The sequence below is a fragment of the Sulfitobacter sp. CW3 genome, assembly GCF_019392245.1.
GTDB lineage: Bacteria > Pseudomonadota > Alphaproteobacteria > Rhodobacterales > Rhodobacteraceae > Sulfitobacter.
This window is the reverse complement of sequence record NZ_JAHXRL010000004.1, coordinates 53,746-65,547: the sequence shown is the minus strand read 5'-3', so window position 1 is coordinate 65,547 and position 11,802 is coordinate 53,746. Positions and strand designations below refer to the sequence as shown.

General features: G+C 56.9%; 12 protein-coding genes. 3 read left to right on the top strand and 9 right to left on the bottom strand.

The window, feature by feature from the left end; translation table 11 throughout:
- Window positions 1–53 precede the first annotated feature (53 nt).
- The 3 genes from KZZ06_RS10440 to KZZ06_RS10430 are packed head-to-tail and all read left to right on the top strand — an operon-like array spanning window position 54 to window position 4,188.
- Window positions 54–1,064, top strand: a complete 1,011-nt coding sequence (locus KZZ06_RS10440; protein ID WP_219579981.1) for a glycosyltransferase family 2 protein — start codon at window positions 54–56, stop codon at window positions 1,062–1,064.
- Complete coding sequence (locus KZZ06_RS10435) at window positions 1,061–2,758, top strand: beta-1,6-N-acetylglucosaminyltransferase (RefSeq protein ID WP_219579980.1); 1,698 nt, start codon at window positions 1,061–1,063, stop codon at window positions 2,756–2,758. The genes KZZ06_RS10440 and KZZ06_RS10435 overlap by 4 nt, the downstream gene beginning before the upstream one ends.
- Before the next feature lie 2 nt (window positions 2,759–2,760).
- Window positions 2,761–4,188 carry a sulfotransferase domain-containing protein gene (locus KZZ06_RS10430; RefSeq protein WP_219579979.1) on the top strand — a complete coding sequence of 476 codons (1,428 nt, stop codon included), beginning with the start codon at window positions 2,761–2,763 and terminating at the stop codon, window positions 4,186–4,188.
- A gap of 8 nt (window positions 4,189–4,196) precedes the next feature.
- Here the strand turns inward: KZZ06_RS10430 and KZZ06_RS10425 are convergent, their stop codons facing one another.
- The 9 genes from KZZ06_RS10425 to paaZ all read right to left on the bottom strand — a co-directional run bounded on the left by KZZ06_RS10425 (window position 4,197) and on the right by paaZ (window position 11,800).
- A complete protein-coding gene (locus KZZ06_RS10425) occupies window positions 4,197–4,661 on the bottom strand; it encodes a PTS sugar transporter subunit IIA (protein ID WP_219579978.1) in 465 nt (154 codons plus the stop codon).
- Window positions 4,662–4,704: 43 nt separating this feature from the next.
- Window positions 4,705–5,271: a ribosome-associated translation inhibitor RaiA gene (raiA, locus tag KZZ06_RS10420; RefSeq protein ID WP_219579977.1), complete on the bottom strand. Its 567-nt coding sequence runs from the start codon at window positions 5,269–5,271 to the stop codon at window positions 4,705–4,707.
- A gap of 252 nt (window positions 5,272–5,523) precedes the next feature.
- Window positions 5,524–6,282, bottom strand: a complete 759-nt coding sequence (gene lptB / locus KZZ06_RS10415) for an LPS export ABC transporter ATP-binding protein (RefSeq protein ID WP_219579976.1) — start codon at window positions 6,280–6,282, stop codon at window positions 5,524–5,526.
- Entirely contained in the window at window positions 6,282–6,767 is a 486-nt protein-coding gene (locus KZZ06_RS10410) for an LptA/OstA family protein (protein WP_219579975.1), read from the bottom strand. The genes lptB and KZZ06_RS10410 overlap by 1 nt, the downstream gene beginning before the upstream one ends.
- Before the next feature lie 5 nt (window positions 6,768–6,772).
- A complete protein-coding gene (lptC, locus tag KZZ06_RS10405; RefSeq protein ID WP_219579974.1) occupies window positions 6,773–7,381 on the bottom strand; it encodes an LPS export ABC transporter periplasmic protein LptC in 609 nt (202 codons plus the stop codon).
- 5 nt (window positions 7,382–7,386) lie between these two features.
- Complete coding sequence (locus KZZ06_RS10400; RefSeq protein WP_219579973.1) at window positions 7,387–8,349, bottom strand: SIS domain-containing protein; 963 nt, start codon at window positions 8,347–8,349, stop codon at window positions 7,387–7,389.
- A complete protein-coding gene (locus KZZ06_RS10395) occupies window positions 8,346–8,960 on the bottom strand; it encodes a ribonuclease D (RefSeq protein ID WP_219579972.1) in 615 nt (204 codons plus the stop codon). Before KZZ06_RS10395 ends, KZZ06_RS10400 begins: the two co-directional genes overlap by 4 nt.
- A 55-nt stretch (window positions 8,961–9,015) precedes the next feature.
- Window positions 9,016–9,786: a PaaX family transcriptional regulator C-terminal domain-containing protein gene (locus KZZ06_RS10390; protein ID WP_219579971.1), complete on the bottom strand. Its 771-nt coding sequence runs from the start codon at window positions 9,784–9,786 to the stop codon at window positions 9,016–9,018.
- Window positions 9,776–11,800: a phenylacetic acid degradation bifunctional protein PaaZ gene (gene paaZ / locus KZZ06_RS10385; RefSeq protein WP_219579970.1), complete on the bottom strand. Its 2,025-nt coding sequence runs from the start codon at window positions 11,798–11,800 to the stop codon at window positions 9,776–9,778. The genes KZZ06_RS10390 and paaZ overlap by 11 nt, the downstream gene beginning before the upstream one ends.
- Between the last annotated feature and the right edge of the window lie 2 nt (window positions 11,801–11,802).

The window sequence follows — 11,802 nt, the reverse complement described above, 5'->3', positions numbered from 1 at the left end:
GTGGGCAACTCTGGTAAAGACAGTAGGCACACCCCGAGAATGAAGGGCGGTTTTTGGGTATAATTCAATCATATCGGCTTCGACTGCAGCGCAAGAGATGGCGCATTCGCGCGTTTCGTAAACGCCGCGAGCTAAAGCAGATTGTAAACCGCACCAACCAGATCAAGCCCGATGATATTTTGCTGTTTTGCACGCAGCGAAACGAGAAAATCCGCCTGCCGTATTTTCTGGATTATTACCGGAAAATGGGTGTCGGCCATTTCTTTTTCGTGGACAATGACAGCGACGATGGATCGGCTGAATATCTGGAACAGCAACCGGATGTATCGGTATGGGGTGCGCGGGCCAGTTATAAACGTGCACGTTTTGGGGCGGACTGGCTGAACTGGCTGCAGATGAAATATGCGCACGGGCATTGGACGCTGACGGTCGATCCTGATGAATTTCTGATCTACCCGTTTTGTGACACACGCCCTTTGCGTGCGTTGACCGATTGGTTGGACGCGTCGTCAATCAAATCCTTTTCTGCGATGTTGCTCGATATGTATCCAAAGGGGCGGTTGGACGAACAGCCCTACCAGTCTGGCCAGAACCCGATGGAAATCGCGTCTTGGTTCGACAGTGGAAACTATTCGATGTTCCGCAATTTCCGTTTCGCAAACCTGTGGATTCAGGGCGGTCCGCGCGCGCGGGTCTTCTTTAAGGATGATCCTGAAAAAGCGCCCGCTTTGAACAAGGTGCCACTGGTCAAATGGGACCGGCGCTATGTCTATGTCAGTTCGACCCACATGTTGCTGCCGCGCGGTTTGAATCAGGTCTATGATGAATGGGGCGGGGAAAAAGCATCGGGCGTGCTGTTGCATGCGAAATTCCTCGATACCTTCAGCGCCAAAGCTCTTGAGGAGCTTGAGCGCGGACAGCACTATGCCGCGTCGGTCGAATACAAAGCCTATGCCGATAATTTGCAAACAGACCCCCAGCTTTGGTGTAAGTGGTCCGAGCGTTATATCAATTGGCGCCAGCTGGAAATTCTTGGCCTCATGTCCAAGGGGAACTGGGCGTGACCGTCGGCGTCGTTATGTTGGTGCACACGGCCCTTGGTCGTGCGGAACAGGTTGCCCGCCATTGGTCGGCCGCCGGATGCCCCGTGGTGATCCATGTCGACAAAAGCGTGCCGCGCAAAGTTTATGATACCTTCGTAGATAGTCTGGCCGATGTGCCGGATGTGGCGTTTTGCAAACGGTTCCGGTGCGAATGGGGGACTTGGGGCATCGTTGCCGCATCGCAGGCCGGATCAGAGATGATTCTGGCCCAATTCGAAGATGTGCGCCACGTCTACCTTGCATCAGGGTCGTGCCTGCCGCTGCGCCCGGTCAAAGAATTGGTTAACTATCTTGCCGCGCGGCCAAGGACCGATTTTATCGAAAGCGCCACAACCGCTGATGTCCCCTGGACTGTCGGTGGTCTGGACGAAGAACGTTTTACCATGCATTTTCCATTCTCTTGGAAAAAGCAGCGGTTTTTGTTTGATAAATCAGTCGCGGTCCAGCGGACGCTAAACCTGAAACGCAAGCTGCCCAACGAGATTGTCCCGCACATGGGCTCGCAATGGTGGTGTCTGACCCGCCAGACGTTGTCGGCGATCCTTCAAGACCCTGACCGCGGTGCATATGACCGCTATTTCCGTCATGTCTGGATTCCCGATGAAAGCTATTTCCAGACGCTATCGCGGCTATATTCGATCCAGATCGAAAGCCGGTCGCTGACCCTCTCCAAGTTCGACTTTCAGGGAAAGCCACATATTTTCTATGATGACCACTTGCAGCTTTTGCGGCGGTCGGATTGCTTTGTCGCGCGCAAGGTCTGGCCCTATGCTGATCGTCTGTACGACGCGTTTCTAACGGATGAGGATAATGCGCTAAGCAAAACCGAACCGAACCCCGGCAAGATCGATCGCATTTTCGCCAAAGCGGTCGAGCGCCGGACCCGCGGGCGTTCGGGTTTGTATATGCAAAGCCGGTTCCCGAACGAAGACTGGGAAAATGGCGTGACGGCTGCACCCTATTCCGTGTTTCAGGGCTTTGCCGAACTCTTTGATAACTTTGAGCCGTGGCTGGCAAAATCCACAGGGTCGCGCGTGCATGGCCATCTGTTTGCCCCCGACAGGGTTCACTATGCCGACAGCCAAACCGCAATCAACGGCGCGCTAAGCGACAGTGCGACGGTACGCGATTACAATGCCAATGCGTTTCTGACGAACCTGATCTGGAACACGCGCGGCGAACGTCAGTGTTTCCAATTCGGGCCGGGCGACAATCAGGATGTTTGCTGGCGGATCGCAAAAGACCCCAATGCGCAGGTTTCGGTGATCACCGGCGCGTGGTCCGTGCCCTTGTTCCGGTCAAACAAGGATTTCTCGGTCATTCGCCGCACGGCGGCCGCGTTGCAGAAGATCGAAAACGAACACATGAATATCCTCCGCTCGCCCTACACCAAGGCGCGGGTGCGGATCTGGAACATGGCCGAATTTATCGAGGCCCCGATGGAGCCGCTTCAGGGGATATTGGACGAGATCGGCCACGTGAAGCTGAAGCGCATATCCGAAGTGCCGCAAATGGTTGATCTTTCAGGGTTCGGGCAATTCTTGCAGAACCTCAAGAACCAAGGGATGCACCCACATCTGATGGGCGATTTCCCGGTTGAACGCGGCGTCGCTGCAACCCAACCGTCGCCCCGCAAGCCCTATTTGGTGAGATAGCGATGTCGCCCGATTTCAAAAGCTTTGTCGTCTTCGCCGAGATGCGGACCGGGTCAAATTTTTTGGAGGCGAACCTGAACGCGTTCGAGGGGATCAGCTGCCACGGAGAGGCGTTTAACCCGCATTTTATCGGCTATCCGAACGCCACTGATATCCTGGGCGTCGATCAGGAAACACGCGACACCGACCCCAATGCGCTGCTGTCGGCCATACGCAATACATCAACGGGGCTGGGCGGGTTCCGCTATTTTCACGACCACGACCCCCGTGTGTTGGATACGCTGATGACCGATGACAGTTGCGCCAAGGTTATTCTGACGCGCAATCCCGTCGACAGCTATGTCAGCTGGAAGATTGCCCGCGCCACCGGCCAGTGGAAGCTGACCGACATGAAGGCGCATAAATCCGGCCAAGCCTTGTTTGATGAGGCAGAGTTTTCCGCCCATCTAGAGGCTTTGCAGGCGTTTCAATTGCTGTTGCTGAACCGTCTTCAGGTCTTGGGGCAAACTGCGTTCTATGTGGCCTATGAAGACCTGCAAAACGTCGATGTGATGAACGGGCTTGCACGGTTTCTGGGCGTGGACGAGACGTTGGATGGCTTGGACAAAAGCCTGAAAAAGCAAAATCCCGAACATATCTCGACCAAGGTTAGCAATTACGATGAAATGCTGGCGGCGCTTGGGCGGCTCGACCGTTTCGATCTGACCCGCACGCCGAATTTCGAACCGCGCCGTGGGCCGGTGGTGCCATCGTATGTCGCCGCAGCTGACGCACCGTTGCTGTATTTGCCCCTGCGCAGCGGGCCCGAACCGCAGGTTCTGGATTGGTTGGCTGCTGTCGATGGCGTTGGCCGCGACGATTTGCGCAGCAAGATGAACCAAAAGGACCTGCGCCAATGGAAACGGCGCAATGTGGGCCATCGCAGCTTTACCGTGCTGCGCCACCCAGTAGACCGTGCCCATGATGCGTTTTGCCGCCACATCGTCACGACGGGCAAGGGCAGTTATACCCAACTGCGCGCCAATCTGATCCGGCGCTATAAACTGCCCCTGCCCGAAGGGGAGCCGGATGCAAGCTATGACGCAGATGCACATCGTTTGGCGTTCAAGGCGTTCTTGGTTTTCCTCAAGGGGAACCTGAACGGGCAGACTGCTATTCGTGTCGATCAGGCGTGGTGTAGCCAAGCGCAGGCGTTGCAAGGCTTTGGCGAATTTGCCTTACCAGACCGTATTATTCGCGAGGCCGATCTGGCGCATGATCTGACCGAATTGGCCGTGTCTGTGGGGATATCGACGCCGCCGGCCATAGCGCCACGCCCCGCAACCACACCGTTTGATCTGTCAGTCATCTACGACGCCGAGATCGAGAAGCTCGCCTCGGATGCGTATCAGCGCGATTATATGATGTTTGGCTTCGACAGCTGGCAATGACGCGGCCCCTAGGCCGCTTGCGTGGCCTGTGCTTCGGTCAGAATTGTGTACAGCGTTGCTGGCTCCGGGTTTGCCCGCAGCTTTGAGCAGACAGACGGATCGCGCAGGGTCCGCGATACCAGCGCCAACGCTTTTAGATGCTCGACCCCGGCATTTTCGGGCGCGAATAGCGCAAATGCGATATCGACGGGCTGCCGGTCGACAGCATTGAAATCAATTGGTTTATCCAACAGAACGAATGCGCCTAAGACAGAATCCAACCCCTCTAACCGCGCATGCGGAAGGGCAACCCCGTGGCCAACGCCTGTCGGGCCAAGGGATTCGCGTGTTTGCAAGGCATCGATAACCGCACCTGAATCCAAATCATACGCGTGAAACGCCAGCTCACCAATATCATGGAGCAGGCGCTTCTTGCTTGATGCAGACGTCAGGACTTTGACCGCCGACGGCTTTAGGAGTGTCGCAAAATTCATTCTGCTCGCTCAGTTCTGGGCCGCCTTCATGCGATCCGTTGTGTTAGGACGGGTCGATCCAGCCGATGTTTCCGTCATCACGACGGTAAACAACGTTTACGCCTTCTTTACCCTCTTTGCGAAACACGACGACAGGTGATCCTGAAATCTCCATCTGCATCACGGCTTCTCCGACAGACAAGTTTGCGATCTTGGTCTGCATTTCGGCAATGATCATTGGTTGGAGAGTTTCTGGTTCCTGCGCATCTGAATCGCTTTCTGAGGCGAGGATATACGAGGATGCGCCGAAAAGTTCAACCGGCTCCGGTCTTTCACGGTGGTGATCTTTCAACCGACGCTTGTAGCGCCGAAGTTGCTTCTCCATTTTGGCTGCGCAGGAATCAAAAGATCCATAAATATCAGTAGCATGAGCTTTTGCCGAAGCGGTCAGCCCAGTCGAGAGGTGAACTGTTGCCTCGCAAACGAATTCATGGCCGGACTTGGAAAAGATGACATTTGCATCCGTCGGGCGCTCTGCGTATTTTTTGACCGCTTCGCCCAGTTCCGTTTTCACATGAGTCTGCAGGGCGTCGCCGATGTCGATCTGTTTGCCACTGATTTGGTACCGCATATACTCTCCTTATTCATATCGTTCTGAACAACGTCCCAAACCGCGAAAATTCGCGGTGTGGGGCGGGGTCAGATGCGGGTGAATGACGATCCGTTCAGATTGAATGCTATCGGCCCTTTGTTGCAAGGGTCAGATAGGACAAACATGGAACGTGGTGTCGCCATGTCCCCATTGAGCGCCCGAAAGGCACTGTTTGTCAAATGAATCTGGCAGGAAGTTGTGCGAAAATCAGCTGAGCAATTTCATCAAAAATTAAGAAATACGAAAATTGTCACCCAGATAGACACGGCGCACGTTCTCGTTTTGAACGACTTCTGACGGGGTGCCAGACATCAGGACTTTGCCCTCGTGCAGGATATAGGCGCGATCCACGATCTCGAGGGTTTCGCGCACATTGTGATCGGTGATCAGCACGCCAATGCCACGTTTTTTCAGATCAGCAACCAGATGCCTGATGTCATCAACCGAAATCGGGTCAACCCCGGCAAACGGTTCATCAAGCAAAAGGTATTTGGGATCAGCGGCCAGACAACGCGCAATTTCAACGCGGCGACGTTCGCCACCCGACAGCGCCAGCGCAGGGGCGCGGCGCAGGTGTTCGATAGAGAATTCGGACAGCAATGCCTCAAGTCGTTCGCGGCGCTTTCGCACGTCTGGCACCGAAATATCCAAGATGGCCGAGATGTTATCCTGCACGCTCAACCCGCGAAAAATGCTCATCTCTTGGGGAAGATAGCCGATGCCCAGTTGCGCGCGGCGATACATCGGCAGGGTGGTGACATCCTTGCCGTCGATGGTGACGGTGCCGCCTTCGGGCATGACCAAACCGGCCACGGCATAAAATGTCGTCGTCTTGCCCGACCCGTTGGGCCCGAGCAAAGCAACAACTTCGCCGCGGTCCAGATGCATCGAAAAATCGCGGATCACGGTTTTCTTGCGATAGGACTTGCGCAGATGTTCAATCCGCAGACCGCCGCCGCCGTTTTCTATCGTCAATGGTGGGGTTGGCATCAGTTTTTGGTACCCGTTTGCAAGACTGTCTTAACGCGTCCCGTCATTTGCGCCGTGCCGTCAGACAGATTGACGCTCATCTTGTCAGAGCTAAGCGCGTTGCGCCCCTGAACCAGTAAAACATTACCAGACATGACGATCGTTCCGGTGTCGATATTGTAATCCGCACGATCCGATTCGGCGGCATCTGGGCCAGATACCAACGTTACGCCGCCTGTCGCTTCAAGCCGTGCAATACCTTCGGATTCAGCACGGTAAACGACCAGAACGCGCGCTGCCGTGAGCCGCATTTCACCCTGACCGATCAATACATTTCCGGAGAAAATCGCTGTATCTGTGGTCTGATCGACAGACAGATCGTCGGCTGTGATCTCAACCGGGAGGCCGGTATCCTGACGGATCGTCCCAAAGGCGACATTGGCCCCTTGGGCCGCCACGGATACGGCAGTGAATAGCAAAAATAGCGGCAGCAGAAGATATTTCACGCAGGTTACTCTATTAAAGGTTTCGGTTTATATATCAGCTTCACCCGATTTGTGAAAAACAATTGGGTGGCACCGCCGTTTTCTGTTTGTGACAGGGTCATCGAACCGGCCTCGAGCGTGCCTTCGGGGGCTGTGCCGTACACACGCCCGGGGGATTCGATGTCCAGTGACGACAGGCCGGATGTCATGAAATCGCTGGTCAGGCGGTATCCGTTCGACGTCATGATCACCACGTCATTGGTTAATTGGGCACTGTTGCTGGTCAGGTCAATCTCGGCCTCGCCAGACTGAAGCCGATAGGTGCCACCTTGCGCCGTTTTAATGGTCACGCGGATGTTTTCGGCTTTGTTCGCGCCAATTTTGCCTTCGGGTGTGGTCAGCACATCGGCATAGAATGTCAGTTCGTCCCCTTGCGCCGTTGATCCGGTAAAGAAGGGGGCCGTTATCTGTTGGTCGCGCAGCCGCTCCTGGATCTCTTTTTCGGCGAACGGGATCGCTTCGCCGGGGTCAATGACGCGCGAGAGCAAGAACAAGGTCGACAGCAGCGCCAAGGCCGCGAGCGGGAACAGCACCTTTAGCCAGGACACTGTTCTGGTGTAGCGGTCACCCTTCACTGTGGTTAACCCAATCCGACGCGCAGGCAGTCGTGAATGTGGATCAGGCCGGCTGGGATGTTTTTACCATCGGGTTCGACGACCAACAGGCATGTGATCTTGCGGGCGTTCATAATGGCGACCGCCTTTTCGGCCAGCGCATCGGGGGCGATTGTCACTGGCGTTGTCGTCATCACGTCGCGCGTGGTCTTGGACATCAGACCGTCCAGATGACGGCCCAAATCGCCGCTGGTGATGATCCCGGCAAGGGTGCCAGCGGCGTCGGTCACAATGACCACACCGAATGATTTACTGCTCATCATCATCAACGCGTCAGACATCGGCGCATCGTCTTTGACCATTGGCAGGGCATCACCGCTGTGCATCAGATCGGCCACACGGCTTAGCCGCGCACCCAATTTGCCGCCGGGGTGGAATTCGCGGAAATGTTCGGCCGTAAAGGACCGGTTTTCCATCAGTGCAATCGCAACCGCATCGCCCATGGCCAGCGTCATTGTGGTGGATGTCGATGGCACAACGCCGGTGCCGCAGGCCTCGGCCAGTTGGGGCAGCAACAAAACCACATCGCATTGCGCGCCAAGGCTGCTGCCCTCGCGGCTGGTGATGCCGATCAAGGGAATGGAAAAGCGCCGCGAATAGGCGATCAGGTTGGCCAGTTCAGGGGCCTCGCCGGAATTCGAAATCGCCAACACCACATCATCGCCGGTGATCATGCCCAGATCGCCGTGGCTTGCTTCGGCGGGGTGGACGAATTGCGCAGGCGTGCCGGTGCTGGCGAGGGTCGCCGCGATCTTCTTGGCGATATGGCCGGATTTGCCAATGCCGGTGACGATCACACGGCCACGGGTGGCGACCAACACGTCAATCGCCTGACGAAAACGATCATCCAGACTGTCAGCCAATGCCACCAGCGCGTCAGCCTCGGTGCGGATAACGCGCCGGGCAGTATCTAGGAATGGGGTGCTCATACGTGTGCAAAAATATCCGTGTCGGGCCAGCCTGCCAGATCTAGTTGGGCACGGGTGGGAAGAAAATCAAAACACGCTTGCGCGATGTCCATGCGATCTTCGCGCAAGAGCATCACGTTCAACGCATCGCGCAGCTTGTGCAGGTGCAAAACATCTGACGCGGCATAATCAATTTGCGCTTTGGTCAGCTTTGCCGCGCCCCAATCGCTGGATTGCTGCTGCTTGGAAATATCGACGCTTAGCAATTCCTGGCACAGCTTTGCCAGCCCGTGACGGTCCGTATAGGTGCGCACAAGGCGGCTGGCGATCTTGGTACAATAGACGGGTGCGGCCTTGGCCCCGAACCGGTTCAGCATCGCGGCAATGTCGAAACGGCCAAAGTGAAACAGCTTGAGCACATCAGGATTTTCCAGCAGCGCGCATAGATTGGGCGCGGTGGTCTGGTCCTTGGCGATCTGAACCAGATGCGCGCGGCCATCATCGCCAGAAAGCTGCACAACGCACAGCCGGTCACGGTGCGGATGCAGGCCCATAGTCTCGCAATCAATCGCGACGATTGCACCCAGATCAAGGCCGTCTGGCAGGTCGTTTTGGTGAACTTTATGTGTCATGCCTTCCCTATATCGCCCTCGCGCGCTTTGGGAAAGCACCGCTTTTGGGCAAAGGTTAAGCGGTGGCAATCAGTGTTGGGTCAGGCCGCGGATAGCGCGCCAGCAGATCAGCGACCAGAATATGGGCTTTCAACCCGACCCAATCGTCCCTGATCAACGGTTTTGGCAGTGCCGGATGCTTGAGCGCCAGCCGCCGCCAGTTATGCACGATCAAACAGCGCAGCGTCGCGATTTCAAGCGGGGTCAACGCATCTTGGGCGGGGAGGTTCTGTGCTGCATGGGCCAATGCCGCGTGCAACTGGCTGTACCCTTCGGCTAGGGTTTGCGGCTCTAACTCGGCCTGCAGCCAATCAGCGGCGTCCCTACCGGCTGTCACATAGGCATCTTTCGGCGGCGCGATATTCGCCGGGCCGACAAAGACACGGGGCTCGACTTGGGTGAACCCCTCGAGATCAAGGCCGTCGATATCTGCGGATTTCAGCAACAGCATTTGCCAGTTTGGGTGCAAATCATTCGGGGGCGTGTAGATGCGCGCGCTTGCATCATCGGCTTGGGCGCGACCATCGGGGGTCAGGCTGTGCAGGCTGATGCGCCCTTGCTTTACCGATGCGATCCAGTTGTCTTTGCGCAGGCGGTGCAGTGCAACGCGGGCGGCCTCGGGCCGTACATCCATCGCGGCCATGATGGCAGATAACACAGGCCCGTCGATCACATCGCCCTCGCGTCGCGCAAGATCACCGAACAGGCTGATCATCAGGGACCAGACCCGCTGACCGCCAAGTTTTTTCAGCGCAGAGGTCGCATGGGCGAAGTCATCAGTAAGCATTCATCGTCAGCAGTTCATATTCGGCCACAGCGGCATCATCCTGATTGGTCAGGGTCACGTGCCAGCGTACCTCACCGTATTCATCATTACGAGGGGTCTTTGCCTTGACGCTAAGCCGTACCTTGATGCTGTCGCCCGCCTGAACAGGGGCCATGAACCGCAGGTTGTCCAATCCGGTGTTCGCCAATACCGGGCCGGGATCGGGTTGCACGAACAGGCCCGCGGCAAAGCTTAGCAACAGATAGCCATGGGCAACACGACCGGGGAAGAACGGGTTTGCCTTGGCGGCGTCTTCGTCCATGTGGGCATAAAACGTATCGCCAGTGAAATGCGCAAAGGTTTCGATATCGTCCAGCGTGATGGTCCGGTTGGCGGAATTGAACGTCTCGCCCAGATCAAGATCGCCAAAGACCCGCGTAAACGGGTGATCGCGGTCGGATATCTCGGCAGCGCCCGGCACCCATTGTTTGCCGATGGCGGTCAGAATGTCGGGGCTGCCCTGAATGGCGGTGCGCTGCATGTAATGCATGACGCCGCGAATGCCGCCCAATTCTTCGCCACCGCCCGCGCGGCCCGGTCCGCCATGCACCATATGGGGCAGGGGGGCACCGTGGCCTGTCGCTTCGGCCATGGATGTGCGGTTGTTGAAATAGAGCCGCCCGTGGAACGCGCCCGCACCCATCGCCATCTGCCGCGCGATGTCTCCGTCGCTGGTGATGATCGAGGCAACCAATGATCCGTTGCCCTTGTTCAGCAATTCGATTGCATGGGCGGTGTCGCGGTAGGGCATGATGGTCGAGACGGGGCCAAACGCCTCGGTATCGTGAACGCGGACCGCAGTGTCAGGATCGGCGCAATGGAACAGCATTGGCGGGACGAAGGCCCCTTTTTCGCGGTCGGCCCCATCAACTGCAAAGTTTTCAGGGTCACCAAAGACACGCTCTGCCTCCGCCCCGATAAGTGCGGCCTTTTCCAGCACATCGCGGCGTTGCGATTGTGAGACTAACGCGCCCATTTTCGTGGTTTCCAACCGCGGATCACCGATGGTGACCTTGGCCAGCCGTGCAGAAATCGCGGCGATTGCTGCATCGACATGGGCCTCCGGCACCATGATCCTGCGAATTGCGGTACATTTCTGACCTGCTTTCGCGGTCATCTCGCGCTGGACTTCTTTCACGAACAGATCAAATTCGGGCGTTCCGGGGGCCGCATCAGACCCTAACACGGACGCATTCAGGCTGTCCTGCTCGGATGCGAACCTGACCGACCGTTCCAACAGTGCCGGATTGCTGCGCAGTTTATTGGCGGTTTCGGCTGATCCGGTAAAGCTGACAACGTCCTGACAATCCAGATGATCCAGCATATCACCCAATCCGCCGGTCACCAGCTGGATCGCGCCATCGGGCAGGATGCCGGACTGGATCATCAGGCGAAAACACGCCTCGGTCACATAGCAGGTCGCGGTCGCGGGTTTCACGATGGCAGGAACGCCGGCCAGCAGGGTCGGGGCCAGCTTCTCCAGCATGCCCCAGACGGGAAAGTTAAACGCATTGATATGTACGGCGACGCCTTGCAACGGTGTGCAAATATGGCGCCCCATAAACTGACCCGAGCGGCCCAATTGTTCGGGCGGACCATCCAGAAACACCTGATCGTCCGGCATCTCGCGGCGACCCTTGGCGGCGTAAACCTGCATGGTGCCGATACCGCCATCCACATCGATCATGTGATCCGATTGGGTGCCACCGGTGTCGAAACTCAGGTCATATAGGCTCTGTCTATGGTCTTTTAGGTAACCGGCAAGCGCCTTGAGCATCTTGGCACGGTCATGAAACGTCAGTTTGCGCAGCGCTGGGCCGCCAACGTCATGGGCGTAGGCGAGCATGGCCTGAATATCCAAAGCGTCATTGCCCGCCTGCGCGATCACATCGCCGGTAATGGCGCTTGCGATACTGCGCGAACCGGCCCCCGGATTGATCCACTGACCGGCGGCAAAGCTTTGAATATCGCGCATAA

What these genes read in the sequence shown, in the direction of transcription:
- KZZ06_RS10400 (WP_219579973.1), bottom strand. Translation starts at nt 8,349, where the DNA reads ATGAGCACCCCATTCCTAGATACTGCCCGGCGCGTTATCCGCACCGAG.
- paaZ (WP_219579970.1), bottom strand. Translation starts at nt 11,800, where the DNA reads ATGCGCGATATTCAAAGCTTTGCCGCCGGTCAGTGGATCAATCCGGGG.
- KZZ06_RS10430 (WP_219579979.1), top strand. Translation starts at nt 2,761, where the DNA reads ATGTCGCCCGATTTCAAAAGCTTTGTCGTCTTCGCCGAGATGCGGACC.
- KZZ06_RS10395 (WP_219579972.1), bottom strand. Translation starts at nt 8,960, where the DNA reads ATGACACATAAAGTTCACCAAAACGACCTGCCAGACGGCCTTGATCTG.
- KZZ06_RS10390 (WP_219579971.1), bottom strand. Translation starts at nt 9,786, where the DNA reads ATGCTTACTGATGACTTCGCCCATGCGACCTCTGCGCTGAAAAAACTT.
- raiA (WP_219579977.1), bottom strand. Translation starts at nt 5,271, where the DNA reads ATGCGGTACCAAATCAGTGGCAAACAGATCGACATCGGCGACGCCCTG.
- KZZ06_RS10425 (WP_219579978.1), bottom strand. Translation starts at nt 4,661, where the DNA reads ATGAATTTTGCGACACTCCTAAAGCCGTCGGCGGTCAAAGTCCTGACG.
- lptB (WP_219579976.1), bottom strand. Translation starts at nt 6,282, where the DNA reads ATGCCAACCCCACCATTGACGATAGAAAACGGCGGCGGCGGTCTGCGG.